We start from the raw sequence: 21,145 nt of genomic DNA, 5'->3' as shown, positions 1-21,145 counted from the left end.
TTTGGGTGTTGCACGGCTGGGCCGTACAAGTTCTAGGGGATCTCGATGACCTGACCGGCGTAGGTCAGGCCCGCGCCGAAGCCCAGCAGCAGGGCGAGCCCGCCCGACTGGACCTCACCGCGTTCGATCATCCGGGACAGGGCCAGAGGGACCGAGGCGGCGGAGGTGTTGCCCGCCAGCACGATGTCCCGGGCGATGACGGCGTTGTTGGCGCCGATCTTGCGCGCGATGGCCTCGATGATGCGCAGGTTGGCCTGGTGGGGCACGAAGGCCGCCAGGTCCGCGGGGTCGACCCCGGCCCGCTCGCAGATCTCCCTGGCCACCGGGTGGAGCGCCGTGGTGGCCCAGCGGAACACCGTCTGGCCCTCCTGGCTCAGGAAGGAGTCGCGATCCTTGATCATGATCGCCTCGGACTTGTCGCCCGCGCTGCCCCACACCACCGGGCCGATTCCCGGGGTGTCGGAGGGGCCGACCACCGCGGCGCCCGCGCCGTCGGCGAAGATCACGGCGGTGGCCCGGTCGGTCCAGTCGATCCACTGGGAGAGCTTCTCGGTGCCGATGACCAGCACGTTGGTGGCCGAACCCGCGCGGACGGCGTCGTTGGCGACGGCCAGGGCGTAGCAGAAGCCGGAGCAGGCGGTGTTCACGTCGAACGCGCCGGGGGCGTCGATGCCGAGGCGGGTGGCCACCCGGGCGGCGGCGTTGGGGATCTGGGTCTCGAGCGTGCAGGTGGCGACGATCACCAGGTCGATGTCGGAGACCGACAGGCCGCTCGCGGCGAGGGCCTTGCCACCGGCCTGGACGGCCAGGTCGATCTCGGACTCGGTGGCCGGGGCGATCCGGCGTTCTTTGATGCCGACCCGGCTCTGGATCCACTCGTCGTTGGTCTCCATGGTCGCCGACAGGTCGTCGTTGGTGACCACGTTGGACGGCTGGTAGTGGCCGAAGGCCAGGATCCGCGCGCCGGGGGCGCCCTGCTGCACTCTCACTTGACGGCCTCCCGGGCGGTGTCGAGGTCGTCGGGGGTCTTCAGGGCGACCGTCTTGACCCCGCGCAGTGCGCGCTTGGCCAGGCCGGTCAGGGTGCCGCCGGGAGTCAGCTCGATCATGGTGGTGACTCCCAGGCCGGCCATCGTCGCCATGCAGGCGTCCCAGCGGACCGGGTTGGCGACCTGCCTGACCAGGCGGTCGACGAACTCGGCGCCGTCGGCGACCGCGGCGCCGTCGGAGTTGGACAGCAGCGTGACGGCCGGGGCGCCCGGCGTGATGGCCGAGGCGGCCGCGCGCAGCCGGTCGACCGCCGGAGCCATGTGCACGGTGTGGAAGGCGCCCGCGACCGACAGCGCGATCAGCCTGGCCCTCGGGGGAGGATCGGTCTTGAACTCCTCGAGCTGCGCGAGGGTGCCGCCGGCCACGATCTGCCCCGCGCCGTTGACGTTGGCGGGGGTGAGGCCGTGCTTGCCGATGTAGGAGAGCACCTCCTCCTCGTCGCCGCCGAGAACGGCGAGCATGCCGGTCTCGGTGACCGCGGCGGCCTCGGCCATGGCCAGGCCGCGCTCGCGCACGAGGGTCAGGGCCTGCTCGGCGGTCACCACTCCGGCCAGGGCCGCGGCGGTCAGCTCCCCGACGCTGTGCCCGGCGACGACGTCGGGGGAGACCCCGAGGATCTCGGCGACGGCCAGGCCGGTGGCTACGAGCAGTGGCTGCGCCACCGCGGTGTCGCGGATCTCGTCCGCGTCGGCGGTGGTGCCGTAGGAGATCAGGTCGAGTCCCACCAGATCGGACCATGCGGACAGACGGTCCGCCAGACCCGGTATCTCGAGCCACGGGGTCAGGAAACCTGGAGTCTGGGCGCCTTGGCCCGGCGCGACGAGTACGAGCACGAACCCCAGCGTGCCCTGTAGAAGTTCACTACATGGCTAGGGATCCTGACGAAGTTTGTGAGTAAAATCTTGTAGGAATCCTACAGCTTAGGTTTCGGTGAGGTTTCGCGGGGCCGACTACGTCGTGGATGTCTCCGCCAGGCGGCCGAGGATGAGACCCACCTGCAGGGTGAAGGCCGAACGCCCCTCGGTCGGCTGGTAGCCCGTCAGTTCGGTGATCTTGCGGAGCCGGTAGCGAACCGTGTTGGGGTGCACGAACAGTAACCGGGCGGTGGCCTCCAAGGACGTGCCCTGCTCCAGATAGGTCGCCAGCGTGTCGAGCAGCGGCGTGCCCGCCAGCGGCACGTAGACGCTCTCGATCAGCTGGCTCCTGGCGTCGGCGTCGCCGTCGATGGCCCTCTCGGCCAGCAGGTCCTCGGCGTGGACGGGCCTGGGCGCGTCGGGCCACCCGGCGGCGGCGCGCAGCCCGGCTATCGCCGCCCGCGCCGAGCTCGCGGCCGCCTGCAGGTCGTTCACCTCGGGCCCGATCACGATGGGACCCGGGCCGAAGCGCGGCACCACGTGCTTGGCCGCGGCGCTGACGCTGTCGGCGCCGCCCACGATCACGATCAGCCGCCCGCCCTGGACCCCGGCCAGCATGTCGAGCCCGGAACGGCGCCCCCGGTCGCGCAGCCCGTCGATCACCGCCTGCGGGTCGTCGTCGGGAGTCTGCCCCGCCAGCACCACGATGGGGGAGGAGGTCCAGCCGAGCGCGGCGGCCCAGGAGTGCAGGCCGTCGTCGACCTCGCCCCGGACCAGCGCGTCCACGATGAGCGCCTCGAGGCGCGCGTCCCAGGCGCCGCGCGCCTCGGCCTCCCGCGCGTAGACCTGGGCGGCGGCGAAGGCCACGTCGCGGGTGTAGCGCAGCATCGCCTGCTGGAGCTGGTCCTCCCCGCCGGGCGCGGCCAGTTCCCCGGTCTGCGCCTCGACCACCTCGACCACGATTCGGACGATGTCCACCGTCTGCTGCAGCGAGATGGAGCGCTTCAGCTCCCGGGGCGCGGTGCCGAAGAACTCGATGCTGGGAGTCCGGCGCCCCCGGCCGGCGTGCTGGAACCACTCGACGAACGCGGCGATCCCCGCCTGGGCCACCAGGCCGACCCAGGACCGGTCCTCGGCCGACAGGGCGCGGAACCACATCAGCCGGTCGTCCATCCTGGCCATGGCGGCGGTCCCCAGCGCGCCCATGGCCCGCTCCAGCCTGCGCGTGGTGTCCTGCCGTATCCGGTCGGAGCCGAGCCCTCCCTCCCCGGCCTCGACCGCGACGTCGTTGTGTCTGCTGGCTCGCTCGCTCCGTTCCCTCACCTCACTAAGAGTGCCAGGTCGGACGAGATGCGCCAGCCGCCGATCCGATCGGGCGGGCTCAGATGACGGCGACGGCGGTGATCAGACCGATGACCACGTGGGTGACCGCGAGCAGCCGCGTGCCCGGCTGCAGGTCGGACTCCTTGACCAGTTCGCGGACCGAGATCCCCACCACCTTGTCGAATGCGACCATCGCCACGGTCTGTACGGCGATGCCCACCAGCCCGAAGGCCGCGGTCGCCAGCAGGCCCTCGTGCAGCGCCCCGCCGGAGGACCAGATGGAGGCCGCGACGATCAGCCCGACGGCGGCCAGCCCGGAGCCGGTGAGCATGGTGGCGTTGGGGTTGCGGTCGACCTTGATCAGCCGGCTGAGCTTGCCCGGGATGGCCATGTCGATCACGTAGAAGCCGATGATCATCAGGATCACGCCGAGCGCGGCGTAGGAGGCGATGGCGAGGGCGCCGCGGCCGAGGGTCTCGGCGAGCGAGATCGTGTCCGCGCCCGTCACGGTCGGCGCTGCCTGGGGGGTGGGGATCATGGCTGTTCTCTCTTCGGGAAAGGGCTCAGAGTTCGATGCGGTGCGGGACGAAGGACGACGTGTCGTCGGTGACGAACCCCGAGGTCTCGCGGATGCCGACCCCGGCCGCCTCGTCGTGGACGACCCAGGCGCCGAGCACGGGACGCCAGCCGTCGAAGACCGGCAGCGCCTGGAACTCCTGGTAGACGTGTCCTTCGGCGCCGTAGTCGCCCGGGGTCTCGACGTGGTCGCCGGGGGTGACGATCCGCATGCTCGCGCCCTCCCGGCCGAGCAGCGGTTTGACGATGTAGGAGGACATCCCACGCGGCCCGTCGAGATAGGCGGGCAGCAGGTTCGGATGGCCGGGATACAGCTCCCAGAGCAGCGCGAGCAGCGCCTTGTTGGACAGCAGCATCTTCCACAGCGGTTCGATCCAGGTGCTGGAGACCTGCTGGCGCACCGCATGGGCGCCGAACGGGTCGGCGACCGCCCACTCCCACGGGTACAGCTTGCACAGCGAGCGGATCACCCGGCGTTCCATGTCGACGAAGCGCAGGTTGAGGCCGTCCCAGCCGATGTCCTCCATGGCCACGGCGATCGTGTTCAGCCCGGCCTGGTCGGCGGTCTCCTGGAGGTAGGCGATCGTCATCGCCTCCTCGCCGGTCTCGTCCATCCTGGTCCAGGCGAAGTGCGCGGGCCCGGTCGGCAGCCCGGCCGCTATCTTCCGCCACCGGTCGATCAGCCGCTCGTGGATGGAGTTCCACTGGTCGTCGTCCGGATGACGGTCGCGCAGCCAGAACCACTGCACGACCGAGCTCTCCAGCAGGCTGGTCGGGGTGTCGGCGTTGTACTCCAGCAGCTTGGCGGGGCCGGTCCCGTCGTAGCGCAGGTCGAAACGGCCGAACAGGTGGGGGTCGCCGCGCCTCCAGGAGGCGGCGATCTCCGGCGCGGCCCAGGCGGGCACGGCGAAGTCGGCGTAGCGGTCGTGCTCGACGACGTGCTCGACCACGTGCAGGCACATCCGGTGCAGCTCCTCCACCTGCTCCTCGAGGCGGAGCACCTCGTCCATGGAGAAGACGTACTGCACGCTCTCGTCCCAGTAGGGGCGGCCGAGGCCCTGCGGATGGGCGGTGCGGTGGTAGGCCAGGCCCTGGCCCTCGATGATGCCCTCCCAGCCGTCGCGGGGGAGCGAGGTCTCACGTCTCATCTGCCGGAGGTCAGCTCCCGCCGCCCCAGTGGCTCCCGAAGCCGCCACGCTGGATGACCGTGCCCTTGCGGGTCACGATCTGGACGTCCGAGGGACGCACCGTGGTGCCGTGCCCGATCCTGCTTCCCGACCTCGTGCCGCCGTAGTACCACCCGTAGGCCCCGTGGGACCCGTGGTAGTGGCTGCCGGAGTCGTCGCAGTAGTCGTCGTCGACGATCGTGTAGGAGCCGTCCTCCTGGTAGCTGTTGACGTCGACGCACTCGGCGCCGACCTCCTCGTAGTCGTCCTGCGCCGAGCAGTAGGCGATGAGGAGCAGCGAGACGACACCTATCCCCGTGAGCGTGATGACCTTCGACGCCTTGGAACCCGAGGGCTTGGCGGGCTGGTGGCCGACGCTCTGTCCGGCGGCCAGCGGGTGTTTCGGACTTGCGGCCATCGAGCTCCAATGAGATGTGTCGCCACAGGGTATCGATGCTGTTTTGTCGGTTCAACTGCTGACCGGGGATGATTGCGCCTCCAGACTGTCGGTATCGGCGCGTAACGTCGCAAGTGTGAACCGTATCGATCGGCTGTACGCCCTGGTCGACGGGCTTCGCGCCGCCGCTCCCGGGGCCCGCTCCGTCCGCGAGCTGGCCGCCGGGCTCGGGGTGAGCGCCCGCACGGTCGAGCGGGACATATCCGCCCTGCGGGGATGCGGGGTGCCGATCCGCGCCGAGCCGGGCGGGGGCGGCGGCTACGTCCTCGACGAGAGCGTGCCCCCGCTGCCGCTCGGCCTCACCCCGGCCGAGGCGGCGGCGGTCGCCGTCGTGCTCGGCGGCTCGGAGGACGGCCCGCGCGACGCCCACGCCCGTAGCGCCCTGCGCAAGCTGGTGGCCGCGATGCCGCCGGTCGAGGGGGAGCCCGGGGAAGCCGGGAGCGGGGAGTTCGCCGGACGGTCCCGGGCGGCCGCCGAGCCCGAGCCGTACCCCCGGGTGGCGAAGGTGATCGAGCGGTCGCTGCTGCACCGGCGGGTGCTGCGGATCGAGTACGAGGACCGCAAGGGCCGCAGGACCCTGCGCGAGGTGGAGCCGACGGTCTTCGTGGGCGGCCAGGGCGGTCACTGGTATCTCGTCGGAATGTGCAGGCTCAGGCGGGACGTGCGCGTCTTCAGGCTCGATCGCATCCGCCGGGCCGAGGAGACCGGGGAGAGCTCGCCGGAGCATCCGCCCGGGGAGTTCTCCGCGAGGCTCCCCGGCCTGTTCCCCGGAGATCCCGGCTCCGGCTGAGAGCCTCCCCGCCGGGAGTCCGGCCGCGGGCCGCCGCCGGTCGCCGTGGGAGTGCGCTGTCGCCGGTCGCTCCGCCGTCCGCCCGGAGCGCCACGCCTCCCGGCGGCGCGGGCGCGCTCAGCCCCGGCGGGAGCCGCCCGCCCGGTCCCCGAGCGCGAGCAGCACCTCGCGCAGCAGTCCCGCCAGGGCCAGGGAGGTGTCCTCGGGGACGTCCGCGAGCAGGTCCCGGTGAGCCTCGGTGGTGGCCAGGGCGAGCTCCTCGGCCCGCCGGGCGCCCAGCGGGGTCAGGCGGACCCAGGAGCTCCTGCCGTCCGCGGGATCGGGCTCGCGCTCGACGAGACCGGCGGTGGTGAGCCGCTGCAGGATGTTGCTCGTGCCCCCGGTGGTCAGCGAGGAGCGGGCGGCGAGCAGGCTGGGCTTGAGACGGTAGGGGCTGCCGGCCCTGCGCAGCGTCGCCAGGACGTCGAACTCGGCGTAGGTCAGTCCGTACTCACCGAGCACGGACTGCGTGACCTCCTCGATGAGGGCCTTCAGCCGCCCGGCACGTTTGACGATCTCCAGCTGGACGGTGGCGGCCTCGGGCAGCTCCGCCCGCCACCCCTCCATCATCTCGTCGACGTGGTCCCGTCCCGCGGTGTCTCCCCGTGCCATGGGATTGAGGATAGCTCTCCCGCCTGATAGCTTTTGGAAAAGCTTTTTGAATTGCTTTCTGAACGGAGAGATTTGCCGTGCGCATGCTCATCGCCAACGGGACCGTGATCGACACCGATCCTGAGCCGCGCGTCATGATCGGAACGGATGTCCTCGTCGAGGACGGGACGATCGCCGCCGTGGGGCGCGGGCTCGACGCCGGAGACGCCGAGATCCTCGACGCGACCGGCCGGATCGTGCTGCCCGGCTTCGTGGACACCCACCGGCACGTCTGGCAGGGCGTCCTGCGCTCCGTCGCGGCCGACGCGACCCTGGGGGACTACCTCGACCTCGTTCTGGGCAGGCTCACCCCCGTCTTCCGGGCGGAGGACGTTTACGCGGCCAACCTGTGGGGCGCGCTGGAGGCGCTCGACTCCGGGATCACCACCCTCTGCGACTGGTCCCACATCCAGCTCACCCCCGCCCACACCGACGCCGCGCTCGACGCCCTGCGCGAGTCGGGGATCCGCGCCGTCTTCGCCTACGCCCACCCGGGGCCCGGCGACGACTCCCGCCGCGAGGACGAGGTACGGCGGATCGCCTCACCGGGCCCCTCCGGCCTGGTGACCCCGGCCCTGGCGGCCTGGGGCCCGGTCTACGGCTCGGTCGAGGCGGCCGAGGCCGACTGGCGGCTGGCCCGCGAGCTCGGCCTCCGGATCAGCCTGCACGCGACCGGCACCGGAGCCGTCGAACGGCTGCACCGCCACGGGCTCCTCGGGCCCGACGTGATGTTCGTGCACGGCAACGGCTTCACCGACGAGGCGATGAGGCTCGTCGCCGACAGCGGCGGCACCGCCTCGGTCGCCCCGGCGGTCGAGTCCCAGATGGGGCACGGGCGTCCGGAGACCGGCAGGTTCCGCGCGTTCGGGATCACGACGGGACTCGGCGTCGACACGGTGACCGACACGCCCGGCGACATGTTCGCCCTCATGCGCGCCGCGTTCGCCGCCGAGCGGGCCGGGGGCGGATCGCTCACCGCGGCCGAGGTACTGCGGATGGCCACCGCCGAGGGGGCGGCGGCCCTCGGCATGGACGATCTGGTCGGGTCGCTGCGGCCCGGCGGGCAGGCGGACATCGTCATGCTCCGCGCCGGCGACCTCGGCCTCGCGCCCGTGCACGATCCGATCGGCGCCGTGGTGACCGCCGCGGGCCCGGCCAACGTGGACACCGTGCTCGTCGCGGGCCGCGTCGTGAAGCGGGAGGGGCGCCTGGTCGGCGTGGACACGCGCGGGGCCCTTGACCTCGTGTCCCGCTCGGCGGAGCGGATCGCCGGGGCCGCCGGGCTCCCGGCGCCGGTCGCCGGCTGAACGGCCCGGATCCCACCGGGCGCGGCCGACCGGGACCGCGACGGCCGGCAGGGACCGCGACGGCCGGTGGGTGGCGGCGGGCGACCGGTGCGAGGCCGGGGGCTCAGCGCAGCGCGTTCAGCACCGCGTCGAGCAGGCCGGGGAAGCGCGCGTTCAGGTCGTCCCGGCGCAACCTGACCAGCCGGGACCTTCCCTCCATCGTGGTCAGCGTGATCCCGGCCTCGCGGAGCACCCGGTAGTGGTGCGACATCGTGGACTTGTGCACGTCGATGCCGCTGCCGATGTCTCCGCAGTTCTCCCCGTCGCTCTCGGCCAGGCGTGACAGGATCTCCAGGCGTACCGGATCCGCCAGCGCGTGCATGACCTCGGCCAGCTTGATGTCCTCCGCCGCGGGGTGCCAGGGCTCCCGCATCAGTTCGCCTGCGCCTTCACGGCCCCATCCTAGCCCGCCGTTGGACAGTTGGATGATCATCCAACTCTGCCTTCGTCTCGATTGATGGTCGGTCCGCGGGAAAGCGGTGATCTACACCGTCCGGATGTGTAATCTCCGGGTAAGGGGGCCGTATACGAGGGGTCGGCAATGCCGGAAATCAGACCGCTGCGGCCAGGGGATCCACCGCGGCTGGGGGATTACACGCTCAAGGGCAGGCTGGGGGAGGGCGGTCAGGGGGTCGTCTACCTCGGGGAGTCCGAGGACGGGGAACGCGCCGCGGTCAAGCTGCTGCACGTGCGCTTCACCGGGGAGGACCACGCGCGCTCCCGCTTCGCGCGGGAGCTCGCCGCGGCCGGGAGGGTGGCGGCCTTCTGCACCGCCCGGGTGCTCGGCGCCGACCTCGACGGCGAGACGCCGTACATCGCGAGCGAGCTGATCGACGGGCCGTCACTGCGCCATGTCGTGGAGCGCGAGGGCCCGCTGTCGGGGGAGAAGCTCGAACGGCTGGCGATCGGCACGATCACCGCGCTGACCGCGATCCACCGGGCGGGGATCGCGCACCGCGACTTCAAGCCGGACAACGTACTGCTGGCCGCGGACGGTCCCCGGGTCGTCGACTTCGGCATCGCCAAGATCATCGACGAGAGCGGGACGATCACCACCCGCGCGGTCGGAACCCCCGCCTACATGGCCCCCGAGCAGATCTCCGACGAGGACGTCGGCTTCCCCGCCGACGTGTTCGCCTGGGGGTCGACCATGATCTTCACCGCGACGGGCAGGGCGCCCTTCGCCGGGGACACGATCGTGGCGACCCTCAACCGCGTCATCAACCAGGAGGCCGACCTGAGCGCGCTTCCCGGCGGTCTGCGTGAGATCGTCGGGCTCTGCCTGAGCAAGGACCAGGCGCTCAGACCGACGGCCGACGAGGTGCTGAAACGGCTGCTGGGTCACCCGGCGGACGAGGCCGAGGCCTCGGCGGAGGAACTCGCCGAAGGCGTCCAGGCCGCCACGATCGACCTGACCCGGCCGGGGCGGCCCGCTCCCGTCCGACGGCGCCGGGCCCTGGCCGCCGGGCTCGTGGTCCTCGGCGTGGCCGCGGCGGCCTTCCTGGTCGTCCAGTTCGCCCCGCTGCCGAGCAGGGGCGCCGCGTCCTCCTCGCCGCGGGCCGTCTCCCCGAGCCCGACGCCGACTCCCACCCCGACGCCCTCCACGGGGTCGGCCCTGCTCGACCGGATCAGGGCCAAGCACGTGATCAGGGTGGGCTACCGCGACGGGCTGCCCGGGGTCTCCCTGGGCAGACCCCCGCGCGGGTTCGAGGCCGACGTCGCCGAGTACGTCGCGCGCGCCCTGGGGGTGCCCGAGGGCGGGGTCAGGTTCGTGCCCGTCCGCCTCGGCGACCGGGAGACGGCGGTCGAGCGGGGCGAGGTGGACCTGGTGATCGCCAACTTCTCGATCGACGACGCCTCTCGCGAGCGGGTCGCGTTCGCCGGGCCGTACTACGTCGCCCACCGCGACGTGCTCGTCCGGCAGGGCGCGAGGATCTCCAAGCTGAGGCATCTGAACGGCAGGACCGTCTGCGTCTCGCCCGGCCTGACCACCGCCGCGATGATCCGCGACAGGGGCGTCGGCTTCGTCCCCCTGGAGGAGGAGGACATGTCCAGGTGCGCGACCCGGGTGGCCGACGGCACCGCCGACGCCCTGCCCGGCGACGACCTGGTGCTGGCCGGGTTCGGCGCCCGCCTGCCCGGAGCCGGACTCAAGATCGCCGGGCTCCGGCTCACCTCCGAGCGGTACGGCGTGGCGCTCAGACGCGGCGACCCCGTGGCCTGCCGGGCGATCAACGAGGCCATCGGCTCCATGTACGAGGACGGGACCCTGAAGCGGCTGCTCTCCAGGCACTTCGGCCGGGTCGACTTCCGCTCCGAGACCGGGACGCCCCGCCTGGAGCACTGCCGGTGACGGCGCGGCCCGCCGCCGGGTCTCCCGCGCGGGCGCGGGCGCTGCGGTTCGTGACAGTCTCGAACAGCTCAGCCGTGAGGGTCTCCCGCGCGGGCGCCGCGATCACGGCGAGGGGCAGACGGTGCCGTTCGCGGGCACCTTGCCGTCGAGCAGGTAGCCGTCCGTCATCTTCTTGACGCACGCGTCGCCGGACAGGTAGGCGCCGTGGCCCTCGCCCTTGTAGGTGACCAGCACACCGGTCTTGAGCTGCGACGTCAGCCTCGGCGCCCACTCGTACGGCGTGGCCGGGTCGCCCGTGCCGCCGATGACCACGATCGGGGCCGAGCCCGTGGCGTCGATCTTCCTGGCCTCGTTGCTGCCGGGCACCGGCCACACCGCGCAGATGGAGCCCATGCCTATGCCGCCGAACAGCGGAGAGATCTTCACGGAGGCCGCCTCGGTCTTGTCCAGCTCCTGACGGGTCGGCCGCTCGGCGGTGTCCACGCAGGTGATGGCAGGGAAGCTGCTCATGATGGTCGCGTAGGACCCGTCGGGCATGCGCGCGTTGTAGGCGTCGGCCAGATACAGCAGGATCCGGCCGTCTCCCTTGAAGGCCCGGCTCAGCCCCTGCTCCAGCAGCGGCCAGGTCAGATCCGAGTACAGCGCGGCGGCGATGCCGGTCACGGCCAGGCCCTGGGTGAGCTTGCGGTCGCCGACCGGCAGCGGATTGATCCTCAGGTCGTCGAGGAAGGTATCGACGTGCTTGTTCGCCAGGGATACGTCCGCGCCGACCTCGCACTCCCCGGGACCCTTGATGCAGTCCTTCAGGAAGGAGTCGTAGGAGTGCTGGAAGGCGGTCGTCTGGGCCAGCGAGCGCTGCTCCAGCGTGGCGCTCGGGTCCAGCGGCCCGTCCAGCATGAAGCGGTGCACCTTCTTGGGGAACAGGGTCGCGTAGACCGCGCCGAGCTGCGTGCCGTACGAGATGCCGAAGTAGTTGAGCTGCTTGTCGCCCAGCGCCTCGCGGAGCCGGTCCATGCTGCGGGCGGCGTTGACCGTGCCGATGTACGGAAGGACCTTGCCGGAGGTCCGCTCACAGGCGTCGGCGAAGTTCTTGATCGTCCTGTTCTGCTCGGCCCGTTCGGCCGGGTTCGTCGCCTGGGTGTCCATGGCGAGGTACTTGTCCATCTCCCGGTCGGTGCCGCACCGGACGCCCGCGGTGCGCTCCACCCCCGGCGGGTCGAAGCTGACCAGGTCGTAGCGGGTGTTCAGGCTGCCGAAGAGCTTGTAGGACTGGGCCATGGTGTCGATGCCCGACGCGCCGGGGCCGCCGAAGTTGAACACCAGTGAGCCGAGCCGTTTGCCGGGTTCGGCGGCCTGGATCCGGATCACCGCCATGTCCAGCGAGTCGCCGTCCGGCTTGCTGTAGTCCAGCGGGACCTTCAGCTTCCCGCACTGGAAGCGAGGGTCGGGACGCGGGGTCGCGCCGTCCGGGCGTTTGATGTCGGTGCACGGTCCCCACGCGATCCTGTCCGGCATGGCCGCGCCCGGTGAGGTGCCGACGGCCGACGGCCCGGACGCGCTCGGCACGGGACTCGGCTCGGTGACGGCCACGGCGCCGTAGCCGCCGGGCCCGCCGGAGCCGCCGCAGGCGGCCAGGGCGGTGGAAAAGACCGTCGTCACGGTGACGGCCGTCAGGATTCTTCGCATGAAGCGCCCCCCTCGGATCGGACTGTTCGCCGGGGGAAGCGTTTTCACACTAACCGGGCGAGGCCTTCCATAGGAGAAGGACCCGCCCGGCAGTGGTCACATCGTCACAGTCCCATGGACTGTGTGTCGTTGCTCTCGACGCCGCCGGCCTCGGTGACGCCGTTCTTCAGGTGGTACTTGGCGATGGCCTCCTTCAGCACCCGCGCGTCGAGCTCACCGCGCTTGACCAGCTGGGTGAGCACGGCCAGCGTGATCGAGGCCGCGTCCACGTGGAAGTGGCGGCGCAGCGCCGAGCGGGTGTCCGACAGGCCGAAGCCGTCGGTGCCGAGCGAGGTCCAGTCACCCGGAACCCACTGGGCGATCTGGTCCTGTACCGCGCGCATGTAGTCGCTGACGCCGACGAACGGCCCCTCGGCCGCCGACAGCGCCTGGGTGACGTACGGCACGCGCTGCTCGGAGTCGGGGTTGAGCAGGTTGTGCTCCTCGACGGCCAGCGCCTCGCGGCGCAGCTCCGTCCAGGAGGTCGCCGACCAGACCTCGGCCGCCACGCCCCACTCCTCGGCCAGCATCCGCTGGGCCTCGATCGCCCACGGGCCGGCCACGCCGGAGGCCAGGATGTTGGCCTTCGGACCGGCCGTGGCGGGGGCGGGGGCGAAGCGGTACAGGCCCTTGAGCAGCCCCGCCACGTCGAGGCCGGCGGGCTCGGCGGGCTGCGTGTAGGGCTCGTTGTAGACGGTCAGGTAGTAGAAGATGTTCTCCGGCCGCTCGCCGTACATCCTCCGCAGGCCGTCCTTGACGATGTGGGCCAGCTCGAAGGCCCACGACGGGTCGTAGGACACCGCCGCCGGGTTCGTCGAGGCGGTCAGCGGGGTGTGACCGTCCTCGTGCTGCAGGCCCTCGCCGTTCAGCGTGGTGCGGCCGGCGGTGGCGCCGAGCAGGAAGCCCCGGCCCATCTGGTCGGCGAGCTGCCACATCTGGTCGGCGGTGCGCTGCCAGCCGAACATGGAGTAGAAGATGTAGATCGGGATCATGTGCTCGCCGTGCGTGGCGTACGACGTGCTGACGGCGATCGTCGAGGCCATCGATCCCGACTCGCTGATGCCCTCGTGCAGGATCTGACCCTCGGTCGACTCCTTGTAGGACAGCAGCAGCTCGCGGTCCACGGCGTCGTAGGTCTGGCCGTGCGGCGAGTAGATCTTGGCGGTCGGGAAGATCGCGTCGAGGCCGAAGGTGCGCGCCTCGTCCGGGATGACCGGCACGAACCGGTGACCGATCTCCTTGTCGCGCATGAGGTCCTTGAGCAGCCGTACGAACGCCATGGTCGTGGCGACGTTCTGCTTGCCGGAGCCCTTCTTGAGCTGCGCGTAGGCCGCGTCGCCCGGCAGGGCGATCGGCTTGGCGCGGACCACGCGCTTGGGCAGGAAGCCGCCCAGGGCCGCGCGGCGCTCCATCATGTACTGGATCTCGGGGTCGTTCTCGCCCGGGTGGAAGTAGGGCGGCAGGTCGCCCTCGAGCGCGGAGTCCGGGATCGGGAGGTACAGCCGGTCGCGGAACTCCTTCAGGTCGGCCTTGGACATCTTCTTCATCTGGTGCGTCGCGTTGCGCGCCTCGAAGTCCTTGCCGAGGGTCCAGCCCTTGATGGTCTGGGCGAGGATGACGGTCGGCTGGCCGACGTGCTCGCGCGCCGCCTTGTAGGCCGCGTAGACCTTGCGGTAGTCGTGACCGCCGCGCGACAGCTTGCGGATGTCCTCGTCCGACAGGTGCTCGACCATCTTGCGCAGGCGCGGGTCGCTGCCGAAGAAGTCCTCGCGGATGTACTCGCCGCTCTCGACGGAGTAGGTCTGGAACTGGCCGTCGGGGACGGTGTTCATCTTGTTGACCAGCACGCCGTCGACGTCGGCGGCCAGCAGCGGGTCCCAGTCACGGCCCCACACGACCTTGATGACGTTCCAGCCCGCGCCCCTGAAGTAGGACTCCAGCTCCTGGATGATCTTGCCGTTGCCGCGCACGGGACCGTCGAGACGCTGCAGGTTGCAGTTGATGACGAAGGTGAGGTTGTCCAGCTCCTCGCGGGCGGCCAGGCCGATCGCGCCGAGCGACTCCGGCTCGTCCATCTCGCCGTCGCCGAGGTAACACCACACGTGGCTGCGGCTGGTGTCCTTGATCTTCCGGTTCAGCAGGTAGCGGTTGAACCGGGCCTGGTAGATCGCGCCGATCGGGCCCAGGCCCATGGAGACCGTGGGGAACTCCCAGAAGTCCGGCATCAGGCGCGGGTGCGGGTAGGAGGGCAGGCCCTTGAAGCCGTGCGAGCGCTCCTGCCGGAAGGCGTCGAGCTGCGCCTCGTTGAGGCGGCCCTCGAGGAAGGCGCGGGCGTAGATGCCCGGCGCGGCGTGGCCCTGGATGAAGACCTGGTCGCCGGACTCGCCGTGGTCCTTGCCGCGGAAGAAGTGGTTGAAGCCCACCTCGTAGAGCGACGCCGCCGACGCGTAGGTGGCGATGTGGCCGCCGACGTTGGTGCGGGCGTTGGCCCGCGTGACCATGACGGCCGCGTTCCACCGGATGTAGGCGCGGATCCTGCGCTCGACGTACTCGTCGCCGGGGAACCAGGGCTCCCGTTCCGGGGGAATGGTGTTGATGTAGTCGGTGCTGCGCAGGCCGGGAACCCCGACCTGATGTTCGCGCGCCCGCTCCAGTAGGCGAAGCATCAGATATCGGGCGCGAGTGCGACCTTCCGTCTTGATGACGTTGTCGAGCGACTCGAGCCACTCCTGGGTCTCGCTGGGGTCGACATCAGGGAGCTGGCTGGGTAGGCCGTCGCTGATGACCGAGAAACGCTGGCGTCCGGAAGCCACTGGGTCTCGCCTTCCGAGGATGGACTTTTGTCTGATGTAGGTCGTCTTCCATCCTGGTCGCTTACCCCGGAAAGTGCATCTCTACTGACCGGTAACCAGGAAGTCCCTGCTGGCAGGGGTACATAAGTGGCCTAGACCACCGATGGTAGGACGAATTTCCCCAAAAGGGTACATGGGCTTCCGGGTTTCACGGGGATCCGGGAGGGAGGAAGCGGGAAGTCTTTGGAGGAATGGGCAAACGGACGCGCGCGAGGTAGGGGTCGCGGGGCCCGTGGACCGGCGTGTCGGCCCGGGGACGCGGGCATCGGGGGAATCTGTCGTCGTCCCAGCTCAGCGCGGATCGTAGGATCGGTATGTGAGATCTCAGACGATCGAGGTGGTGACCGGGTCCCGTGAGCGGGTTCACGACATCACTCCCGAGTGCGAGAGCTTCGTCCGGTCGTGCGGAGGCGACGGACTGCTGCACGTCTTCGTACCGCACGCGACCGCGGGCGTCGCGCTGATCGAGCTCGGCTCGGGCAGCGACGACGACCTGATCGAGGCCCTGGGGGATCTGCTCCCGGCCGACGACAGATGGAGACATGCGCACGGATCCAGAGGGCATGGACGGTCGCATGTCATGCCTGCCCTCGTTCCGCCGTACGCCACCGTTCCGGTTCTGTCCGGGCGGCTCGCGCTGGGCACCTGGCAGTCCATCGCCGTGGTGGATCTCAACGTCGACAATCGGGAACGCCAGGTCCGTTTGTCATTTTTGTCGGACTAATTCATACGTAGCCCAGTCGTTGCCGTGGCGACCGTTGACGACCGAGGGTCACAGCGTGTGGACTGTGCCGAAGCACTTTGAGCACCGTGTAGCTGCGGGGCCATTCAAGCAGGAGGGACAAACGTGAGCGCGACCGCGGGTCAGGCGCAGGGCGAACGCGGCCTGGCCGAACGACTCGGCCTCAAGCCGGGTCAGGTGGTGCAGGAGGTCGGCTGGGACGAGGACACCGACGACGATCTGCGCGACTCCGTTGAGGAGCTGACCGGCAACGAACTGGTCGATGAAGACTTCGAGGACGTCGTCGACGTCGTGCTGCTGTGGTGGCGCGACGGTGACGGTGATCTGTTCGACGCCCTGAGCGGTGTGGTGACCAACCTGAGTGACGGCGGCCAGATCTGGCTGCTCACTCCCAAGGCCGGTCGCGAGGGGCATGTGGAGCCGAGTGACATCGGGGAAGACGCCACGACGGCGGGGCTCTCGCAGACGAGCAGCATCAGCGCCGCCCCCGACTGGTCGGGGACAAGGCTGGTAACGCCCAAGGCGCGCCGCTAAGGTTCCGCCCTGCCGTACGGCTCAGGCGAGCCGTACGGCAGGATGATGGCCTCGCCCATCATCCGATGAAAGGACCTTTCGACATGGCGGTGGAAACAGGTTCTGCGGCTCCGGACTTCGAGCTGAAGGACCAGCACGGCACCCCGGTCAAGCTTTCGGACCACCGGGGCAAAAAGGTTGTGCTGATCTTCTACCCTCTCGCGTTCAGCAGCGTCTGCCACGGCGAGCTCTGCGCCATCCGCGACGAGTTCGTCGCCACCGCGCCCGACGACGTCCAGGTGATCACCGTCTCGGTCGACTCCATGTTCACCCATCGTGCCTGGGCCGACCAGGAGGGCTACGATTTCCCGCTGCTCTCCGACTTCTGGCCGCACGGGCAGGTCGCCCGGGCGTACGGTGTGTTCGATGAGGAGAAGGGCATCGCGACGCGCGGCACCTTCGTCATCGACGGCGAGGGCGTGGTCCGCTGGAGCGTCGTGAACCCCATCCCTCAGGCTCGTGACATCGCCGAGTACCGCAAGGTGCTCGCTGAGATTTCCTGAAAGCGGTGGGCCCGCGGACGTTCACGAGACGTCCGCGGGCCGCGACCCATCGGAGGCGATCATGCCCTGCTTCTCCTGCGGGGCCAGGCAGACCGACCCGGTTCGCGGCGCCAGCCCGTGGAAGCGCGGAGTGCGCGGGGAGACCCAGGTGCTCGTCTGCCCGGAGTGCCAGCGCGCGCACGACCTCGACCTCGACACGTGTTCCGAATGCGGTTCCGTGGCGCTCATCTGCAGACTCGGTGAGATCGAGTGCCGTTCCTGCGGATCGGTACGGCCCGCGAGGGCCGACCAGAGGGTGGCCGCGCCCCTCACTCCCAGCCTGTCGAAGGAGCTGTCGGACGACGTCGAGGCGGCGCTGAACCGGGTCCTGGGGCGAGTTCATTAGTGCTCATAAAGCTTCGTTAAGCGCATTTATGGGCATATGTACTGATGTGGTGTTATCACCATGCGCTATGGTCAGGCTCGCCCCTCCCCTTCGAACCGCTGGATGCGTGCATGAGCTCCTTCGTTGTGGCCCTTGACGTCGGTGGCACCTCCATGAAGGGAGGCATCGTCGACCGCTCCGGAGGGATCGTTCTCACCGAGCGCCGTGATACCCCGCGGGAGAAGGGCCCGGCGGCCGTCGTCCAGACGATCCGTTCCTTCATCGACCACCTCGCCACCGCCGGCGGCGGCGCCCCCGCCGGGGTGGGCCTGGCCGTACCCGGCCTGGTGACCGCCGACAGGGCGCTCTACTCCGCCAACATCGGCTGGCGCGACGTCCGGGCCCGGGATCTCGTCCCCCTGGACGCGCCGATCATGCTCGGACACGACGTGCGCACCGGCGGCCTCGCGGAGAGCGTTCTCGGTGCGGGCCGCGAGATCTCCGAGTTCCTGTTCCTGCCCATCGGAACCGGCATCGCGGGCGCCGTGGTCGTGCACGGCGAGCCGTACGGCGGGAACGCCGGATGGGGCGGGGAGATCGGCCACATCCCGGTGTTCCCCGACGGAGATCCGTGCGCGTGCGGCCAGGTCGGCTGCCTGGAGACCTACGCCTCCGCATCCGCCGTGAGCCGCCGCTACTCCGCCAGGGCGGGCTCACCCGCCACCGCCGAACAGGTGGCCGCGCTGACCGCCTCGGGCGACCCCGTGGCCACGGAGGTGTGGAACGGCGCCGTCGAGGCACTCGCCCTGGCCCTGGCCACCTACACACTCCTGCTGGACCCCGCCGCGATCGTCCTGGGCGGCGGCCTCGCCGAAGCCGGCCACCTCCTGTCCGACCCCCTGTCCGAGCGCCTCCAGAAGCGCCTGACCTTCCGCGCCGCCCCGCCCCTCCGCCAGGCCGCCCTCGGCGTCAACGCGGGCATGCTCGGCGCCGCCCTCCTGGGCTGGCGCGCGGCCGGATCCCCCGACGTGGGCGCCACATGGTCGCTTGATGTGCTGAAGTCCCCTCCGGTGGCGTAAGGTGTTGTCTCGTCTGCCCGACGGGACGACAGGGGCGCTTAGCTCAGCGGTAGAGCGCTCGCCTTACAAGCGAGATGTCACTGGTTCGAACCCAGTAGTGCCCACCCAGCTCAGGCCCGCTTTTTAGGGCGCGCACGAAGATCGCCAACCTGGTTTTGGGAGCGATTTGGGAGCAGATCTTGGAAAGGTCTCTCCCGATACGGCTCCAGCAGCCCGTCTAGCAGCGGTACTGCCGACCGGCCGCCCCACAGTGCGGCCCGCTCTCTCAACGAGGACTCCCAGCGCTCCTGGAGACCATCCAGGATCCGCCGCACCATCTCCGGCGAGGTGTGCGAATAGGTGCCGATGATGCCCGGCAACTCGTGCCCCAGCCGCTCCTCGATCGCCACCGCTGGGATGCCGTCCTCGTCCAACCACACCCGGTGGCCGTGGCGCAGGCTGTGCATCGTCAGCCCCGACATCAGAGGCAGCCACGACATCACGTGATGCCGCTCGATGTCGTAGCTCCAAAAGCCCCGCTGCCGTGGAGGGGAGAATCCCGCGCCGGGCACGGCCGCCGGCCAGGAGCGCCTGACGAGGCCGGGCCATGGAGCCGCGGCGACGTCGGCCAGCACCGGATAGCCAGGCCGGTCCTTGTTGTCCGGGTGGCGGCCGTCGGCGGCAGGCCGGACCCGGCGCCGCCCATAGTTCGACCTCCGCTCATGCCCGCCGTCCTCGGCAAGGAACACGTAGGTACCACCGCCGCAGCCGCGCGGCCCCGTGCAGGCGCATCGCCCATCCCCGCTGGCCTGCAGGTGAGCCGACAGCAGGCTCGTCAAAAATTGCGGGATCGCGACCGTGCGGTAGGAGTCGTCCTTGGGCGGCTTCTTCATCCAGTCGCCGCCCCGCTCGTACACCTGCTGTTCGACACGGATGGACGACAGCCGGAAGTACTGGCGTTCCAGGCCGACCAGCTCGGCCCAGCGAAGCCCGGTGAAGCCGGCCGTCACCGCCTTCACGAAGTCGTCAGGCCGTCCGGACAGGGCGGACAGACGCTCACCGAAGAGCAGAACGGTAAGTGGAGTGGTCCATGCCTGCTCAGGGCCGCGGGTGCGGTGCTTGCCGTTCTTTCGCCCGCGGTTGCGTTGTCGTACGGCGGGGTTGGCCTGGATCAGGCCGGCAGAGACAGCGTCGGAGAGGATGGTGTGCAGCAGGGTACGGGCGGACGCCGCAGACGTTTGGCCACAAACCTTATCGCGGTGAAGTTGGAGCTCCCAGGCGTTGATCTCAATCGTCGACAACGTGTTCAGAGATCGTGACCCAAAATAGGGCAGAATGTGCACTTCGATGTGCCATCGATACCCGTCCAGAGTGGTTAATTCGAGATCTTGGGCGGGGTACCACTTATTCGCCCACTCCTCAAGGGTGATATCTCCAGCCCGTGGATCTTTCCATAGATTGCGACGTGCATCAGCCTCCTGCTCTTCGGCGAAGGCTAGAGCTGCGCGTTTGGTGGTGAACTTCTTGCCATCATGGCCAACGGTCGCCGAGGCGACAGAGCCGTCTGGAGTCTTGAACCGGCCTCGCCAGTAACGGCCACGCTTCTCGGCGTACGCCACGGGGCCCTCCGTGATCGTGGGGGTTAGGGCTCCGGGGTGACCGGCCGGTGGTGGGGACACCGGCCAGTCCCTGGATGGGCCTCTTTCTAGCAGGCCTAGGAGATCTTCAAGGGCGAGTCAGGCTCGATCCTTCTGGTCAAGCCGATGATCTGCCCCCTCAGGTGAGTGATGCGGTTGTCCTTCTCCAGCATGGCGACTGCCAACTCGAAGCCGTCGAGGTTGCCCTGCACCTTGCCATCGCAGAAGCCGGTGGCGTACCCGGCCTTGTTTGCGACGCGAGCGATGACGAGCGAGCCGATTCCCAAGCCGATGGTTGCGACCGTGAGGTCTCTTACGAGGGACGACATCGTGCTCCTAACTCCGTGGTACTGGTCCGAGCTATGACCAGCGAAATTGGGACGCACAGTCGTTGGGTTTCGGTTTACGTAGTTGAAAGCTGTAGTTCAAGTAATTCGACCCGTGTCCAATACGTTACGTAACGTACTCGATACGGTTTGGATATGTCACGAAAGGTCCGGGTGGTCCCTTTGGTCCTCTATGACTTGCTTCCAGCGCTTAAGGCGTGATCGCCTCAAGTGTTCCAATTCGGCTTCCTCTTCGGCGATCAACCTCTCCAGGCGCTGCCGGCGCCACTCGGGAAGCTCCCCCATGAGGGTGTCGATCTCCGCCTGGAGCTCTTCGATGGTCGGCGTGTCGATGCCGTGGCTTATCAGCGTCGCCATGTTGGTCAAGAACTCTTGAGATGAGCCGACGGTGGCGGGGGTGGGTTCTTCCCCCTTCAGTGCGGCCTCGATCGATCCTGGCGACCAGCGAAGCGCTTCTTCGAGCCTGGCCTCTACGACGTCGGTGAATCCGCTCTCTCCTCGACGGATTCGGCGTAGGTGCGTGCCGGAGATCTCTGCTCGTTCGGCGATCTCCTCCCAGCGCAAACGTAGCTCTTTACGCCGAGTGTCCATTGCGTCGGCGAGGCGTAGGTGTGCGCTCTCGTCGGTGCGGTTCATGACAGCCCTTCTGACTGCTCTGAGGGGAGACTTGCGGACCTGATCGCACTGTACCGCACATGCGCAGTTCAGGCATTGCCTAAGAGGTGCCTGTTATTGACTGT

At 69.6% G+C, this 21,145-nt stretch carries 21 protein-coding genes and 1 tRNA gene; 9 read left to right on the top strand and 13 right to left on the bottom strand.

Annotated features, from left to right (window positions below):
• Positions 1-32: 32 nt before the first annotated feature.
• From AB0N02_RS43935 to AB0N02_RS43910, 6 genes are all read right to left on the bottom strand, one after another.
• Positions 33-989 (bottom strand): beta-ketoacyl-ACP synthase III, encoded by a 957-nt coding sequence (locus AB0N02_RS43935; RefSeq protein WP_363960414.1) that lies wholly within the window; start codon positions 987-989, stop codon positions 33-35.
• Positions 986-1,882 (bottom strand): ACP S-malonyltransferase, encoded by an 897-nt coding sequence (locus tag AB0N02_RS43930; protein ID WP_363960411.1) that lies wholly within the window; start codon positions 1,880-1,882, stop codon positions 986-988. The genes AB0N02_RS43935 and AB0N02_RS43930 overlap by 4 nt, the downstream gene beginning before the upstream one ends.
• A 117-nt stretch (positions 1,883-1,999) precedes the next feature.
• The gene (locus AB0N02_RS43925) at positions 2,000-3,109 is read right to left on the bottom strand and encodes a helix-turn-helix domain-containing protein (RefSeq protein WP_363960473.1); all 1,110 of its coding nucleotides are present in this window, start codon (positions 3,107-3,109) and stop codon (positions 2,000-2,002) included.
• A 175-nt stretch (positions 3,110-3,284) separates the two neighbouring features.
• Positions 3,285-3,764 carry a DUF350 domain-containing protein gene (locus tag AB0N02_RS43920; RefSeq protein WP_363960409.1) on the bottom strand — a complete coding sequence of 160 codons (480 nt, stop codon included), beginning with the start codon at positions 3,762-3,764 and terminating at the stop codon, positions 3,285-3,287.
• Between the two features lie 25 nt (positions 3,765-3,789).
• The gene (locus AB0N02_RS43915) at positions 3,790-4,950 is read right to left on the bottom strand and encodes a glutathionylspermidine synthase family protein (RefSeq protein WP_363960406.1); all 1,161 of its coding nucleotides are present in this window, start codon (positions 4,948-4,950) and stop codon (positions 3,790-3,792) included.
• A 10-nt stretch (positions 4,951-4,960) separates the two neighbouring features.
• A complete protein-coding gene (locus AB0N02_RS43910) occupies positions 4,961-5,386 on the bottom strand; it encodes a hypothetical protein (protein ID WP_363960404.1) in 426 nt (141 codons plus the stop codon).
• A 115-nt stretch (positions 5,387-5,501) separates the two neighbouring features.
• Between AB0N02_RS43910 and AB0N02_RS43905 the strand changes: the two genes are divergently transcribed.
• Positions 5,502-6,215, top strand: coding sequence for a WYL domain-containing protein (locus tag AB0N02_RS43905; protein ID WP_363960401.1), 714 nt, complete (start codon positions 5,502-5,504; stop codon positions 6,213-6,215).
• 117 nt (positions 6,216-6,332) lie between these two features.
• Here AB0N02_RS43905 and AB0N02_RS43900 read toward each other — a convergent pair whose 3' ends face one another.
• Positions 6,333-6,866: a MarR family transcriptional regulator gene (locus AB0N02_RS43900; RefSeq protein ID WP_363960398.1), complete on the bottom strand. Its 534-nt coding sequence runs from the start codon at positions 6,864-6,866 to the stop codon at positions 6,333-6,335.
• A gap of 83 nt (positions 6,867-6,949) precedes the next feature.
• On the opposite strand from AB0N02_RS43900, the gene AB0N02_RS43895 reads away from it, so the two are divergent.
• Positions 6,950-8,212, top strand: a complete 1,263-nt coding sequence (locus AB0N02_RS43895) for an amidohydrolase family protein (RefSeq protein WP_363960471.1) — start codon at positions 6,950-6,952, stop codon at positions 8,210-8,212.
• Positions 8,213-8,315: 103 nt separating this feature from the next.
• On the opposite strand, the gene AB0N02_RS43890 is transcribed toward AB0N02_RS43895, so the two are convergent.
• A complete protein-coding gene (locus AB0N02_RS43890; RefSeq protein WP_363960395.1) occupies positions 8,316-8,684 on the bottom strand; it encodes a metalloregulator ArsR/SmtB family transcription factor in 369 nt (122 codons plus the stop codon).
• A gap of 108 nt (positions 8,685-8,792) precedes the next feature.
• On the opposite strand from AB0N02_RS43890, the gene AB0N02_RS43885 reads away from it, so the two are divergent.
• Positions 8,793-10,604: a bifunctional serine/threonine-protein kinase/glutamate ABC transporter substrate-binding protein gene (locus AB0N02_RS43885; protein ID WP_363960392.1), complete on the top strand. Its 1,812-nt coding sequence runs from the start codon at positions 8,793-8,795 to the stop codon at positions 10,602-10,604.
• A gap of 102 nt (positions 10,605-10,706) precedes the next feature.
• Here the strand turns inward: AB0N02_RS43885 and AB0N02_RS43880 are convergent, their stop codons facing one another.
• Both AB0N02_RS43880 and aceE read right to left on the bottom strand, forming a co-directional pair.
• Positions 10,707-12,290, bottom strand: a complete 1,584-nt coding sequence (locus tag AB0N02_RS43880) for an alpha/beta fold hydrolase (RefSeq protein WP_363960389.1) — start codon at positions 12,288-12,290, stop codon at positions 10,707-10,709.
• 104 nt (positions 12,291-12,394) lie between these two features.
• Positions 12,395-15,142: a pyruvate dehydrogenase (acetyl-transferring), homodimeric type gene (gene aceE, locus AB0N02_RS43875; protein WP_363960386.1), complete on the bottom strand. Its 2,748-nt coding sequence runs from the start codon at positions 15,140-15,142 to the stop codon at positions 12,395-12,397.
• A 355-nt stretch (positions 15,143-15,497) separates the two neighbouring features.
• Between aceE and AB0N02_RS43870 the strand changes: the two genes are divergently transcribed.
• From AB0N02_RS43870 to AB0N02_RS43845, 6 genes are all read left to right on the top strand, one after another.
• On the top strand, positions 15,498-15,905 hold the full coding sequence (locus tag AB0N02_RS43870; protein ID WP_363960383.1) for a secondary thiamine-phosphate synthase enzyme YjbQ: 408 nt from the start codon (positions 15,498-15,500) through the stop codon (positions 15,903-15,905).
• A gap of 123 nt (positions 15,906-16,028) precedes the next feature.
• On the top strand, positions 16,029-16,457 hold the full coding sequence (locus tag AB0N02_RS43865; RefSeq protein WP_363960380.1) for a DUF3052 domain-containing protein: 429 nt from the start codon (positions 16,029-16,031) through the stop codon (positions 16,455-16,457).
• Positions 16,458-16,540: 83 nt separating this feature from the next.
• The gene (locus AB0N02_RS43860; RefSeq protein WP_363960377.1) at positions 16,541-16,999 is read left to right on the top strand and encodes a peroxiredoxin; all 459 of its coding nucleotides are present in this window, start codon (positions 16,541-16,543) and stop codon (positions 16,997-16,999) included.
• Between the two features lie 61 nt (positions 17,000-17,060).
• Positions 17,061-17,384 (top strand): hypothetical protein, encoded by a 324-nt coding sequence (locus AB0N02_RS43855; RefSeq protein WP_363960374.1) that lies wholly within the window; start codon positions 17,061-17,063, stop codon positions 17,382-17,384.
• A gap of 110 nt (positions 17,385-17,494) precedes the next feature.
• A complete protein-coding gene (locus tag AB0N02_RS43850; RefSeq protein ID WP_363960371.1) occupies positions 17,495-18,442 on the top strand; it encodes an ROK family protein in 948 nt (315 codons plus the stop codon).
• Between the two features lie 32 nt (positions 18,443-18,474).
• A tRNA-Val gene (locus AB0N02_RS43845) sits at positions 18,475-18,546 on the top strand.
• A 6-nt stretch (positions 18,547-18,552) separates the two neighbouring features.
• Here the strand turns inward: AB0N02_RS43845 and AB0N02_RS43840 are convergent.
• The 3 genes from AB0N02_RS43840 to AB0N02_RS43830 form a co-directional block, all read right to left on the bottom strand.
• Positions 18,553-20,040, bottom strand: a complete 1,488-nt coding sequence (locus tag AB0N02_RS43840) for a hypothetical protein (RefSeq protein WP_363960368.1) — start codon at positions 20,038-20,040, stop codon at positions 18,553-18,555.
• 95 nt (positions 20,041-20,135) lie between these two features.
• Positions 20,136-20,387 (bottom strand): hypothetical protein, encoded by a 252-nt coding sequence (locus AB0N02_RS43835; RefSeq protein WP_363960365.1) that lies wholly within the window; start codon positions 20,385-20,387, stop codon positions 20,136-20,138.
• Between the two features lie 156 nt (positions 20,388-20,543).
• Positions 20,544-21,041, bottom strand: a complete 498-nt coding sequence (locus AB0N02_RS43830) for a hypothetical protein (RefSeq protein ID WP_363960362.1) — start codon at positions 21,039-21,041, stop codon at positions 20,544-20,546.
• Positions 21,042-21,145: the final 104 nt, after the last annotated feature.

This window comes from Streptosporangium sp. NPDC051022, from assembly GCF_040683035.1.
GTDB lineage: Bacteria > Actinomycetota > Actinomycetes > Streptosporangiales > Streptosporangiaceae > Streptosporangium.
This window is presented reverse-complemented; position numbering and strand designations above follow the sequence as displayed.

What these genes read in the sequence shown, in the direction of transcription:
- AB0N02_RS43925 (WP_363960473.1), bottom strand. Translation starts at nt 3,109, where the DNA reads ATGGGCGCGCTGGGGACCGCCGCCATGGCCAGGATGGACGACCGGCTG.
- AB0N02_RS43920 (WP_363960409.1), bottom strand. Translation starts at nt 3,764, where the DNA reads ATGATCCCCACCCCCCAGGCAGCGCCGACCGTGACGGGCGCGGACACG.
- AB0N02_RS43915 (WP_363960406.1), bottom strand. Translation starts at nt 4,950, where the DNA reads ATGAGACGTGAGACCTCGCTCCCCCGCGACGGCTGGGAGGGCATCATC.
- AB0N02_RS43910 (WP_363960404.1), bottom strand. Translation starts at nt 5,386, where the DNA reads ATGGCCGCAAGTCCGAAACACCCGCTGGCCGCCGGACAGAGCGTCGGC.
- AB0N02_RS43900 (WP_363960398.1), bottom strand. Translation starts at nt 6,866, where the DNA reads ATGGCACGGGGAGACACCGCGGGACGGGACCACGTCGACGAGATGATG.
- AB0N02_RS43895 (WP_363960471.1), top strand. Translation starts at nt 6,950, where the DNA reads ATGCTCATCGCCAACGGGACCGTGATCGACACCGATCCTGAGCCGCGC.
- AB0N02_RS43890 (WP_363960395.1), bottom strand. Translation starts at nt 8,684, where the DNA reads ATGATCATCCAACTGTCCAACGGCGGGCTAGGATGGGGCCGTGAAGGC.
- AB0N02_RS43885 (WP_363960392.1), top strand. Translation starts at nt 8,793, where the DNA reads ATGCCGGAAATCAGACCGCTGCGGCCAGGGGATCCACCGCGGCTGGGG.
- AB0N02_RS43880 (WP_363960389.1), bottom strand. Translation starts at nt 12,290, where the DNA reads ATGCGAAGAATCCTGACGGCCGTCACCGTGACGACGGTCTTTTCCACC.
- AB0N02_RS43860 (WP_363960377.1), top strand. Translation starts at nt 16,541, where the DNA reads ATGGCGGTGGAAACAGGTTCTGCGGCTCCGGACTTCGAGCTGAAGGAC.
- AB0N02_RS43855 (WP_363960374.1), top strand. Translation starts at nt 17,061, where the DNA reads ATGCCCTGCTTCTCCTGCGGGGCCAGGCAGACCGACCCGGTTCGCGGC.
- AB0N02_RS43850 (WP_363960371.1), top strand. Translation starts at nt 17,495, where the DNA reads ATGAGCTCCTTCGTTGTGGCCCTTGACGTCGGTGGCACCTCCATGAAG.
- AB0N02_RS43835 (WP_363960365.1), bottom strand. Translation starts at nt 20,387, where the DNA reads ATGTCGTCCCTCGTAAGAGACCTCACGGTCGCAACCATCGGCTTGGGA.
- AB0N02_RS43830 (WP_363960362.1), bottom strand. Translation starts at nt 21,041, where the DNA reads ATGAACCGCACCGACGAGAGCGCACACCTACGCCTCGCCGACGCAATG.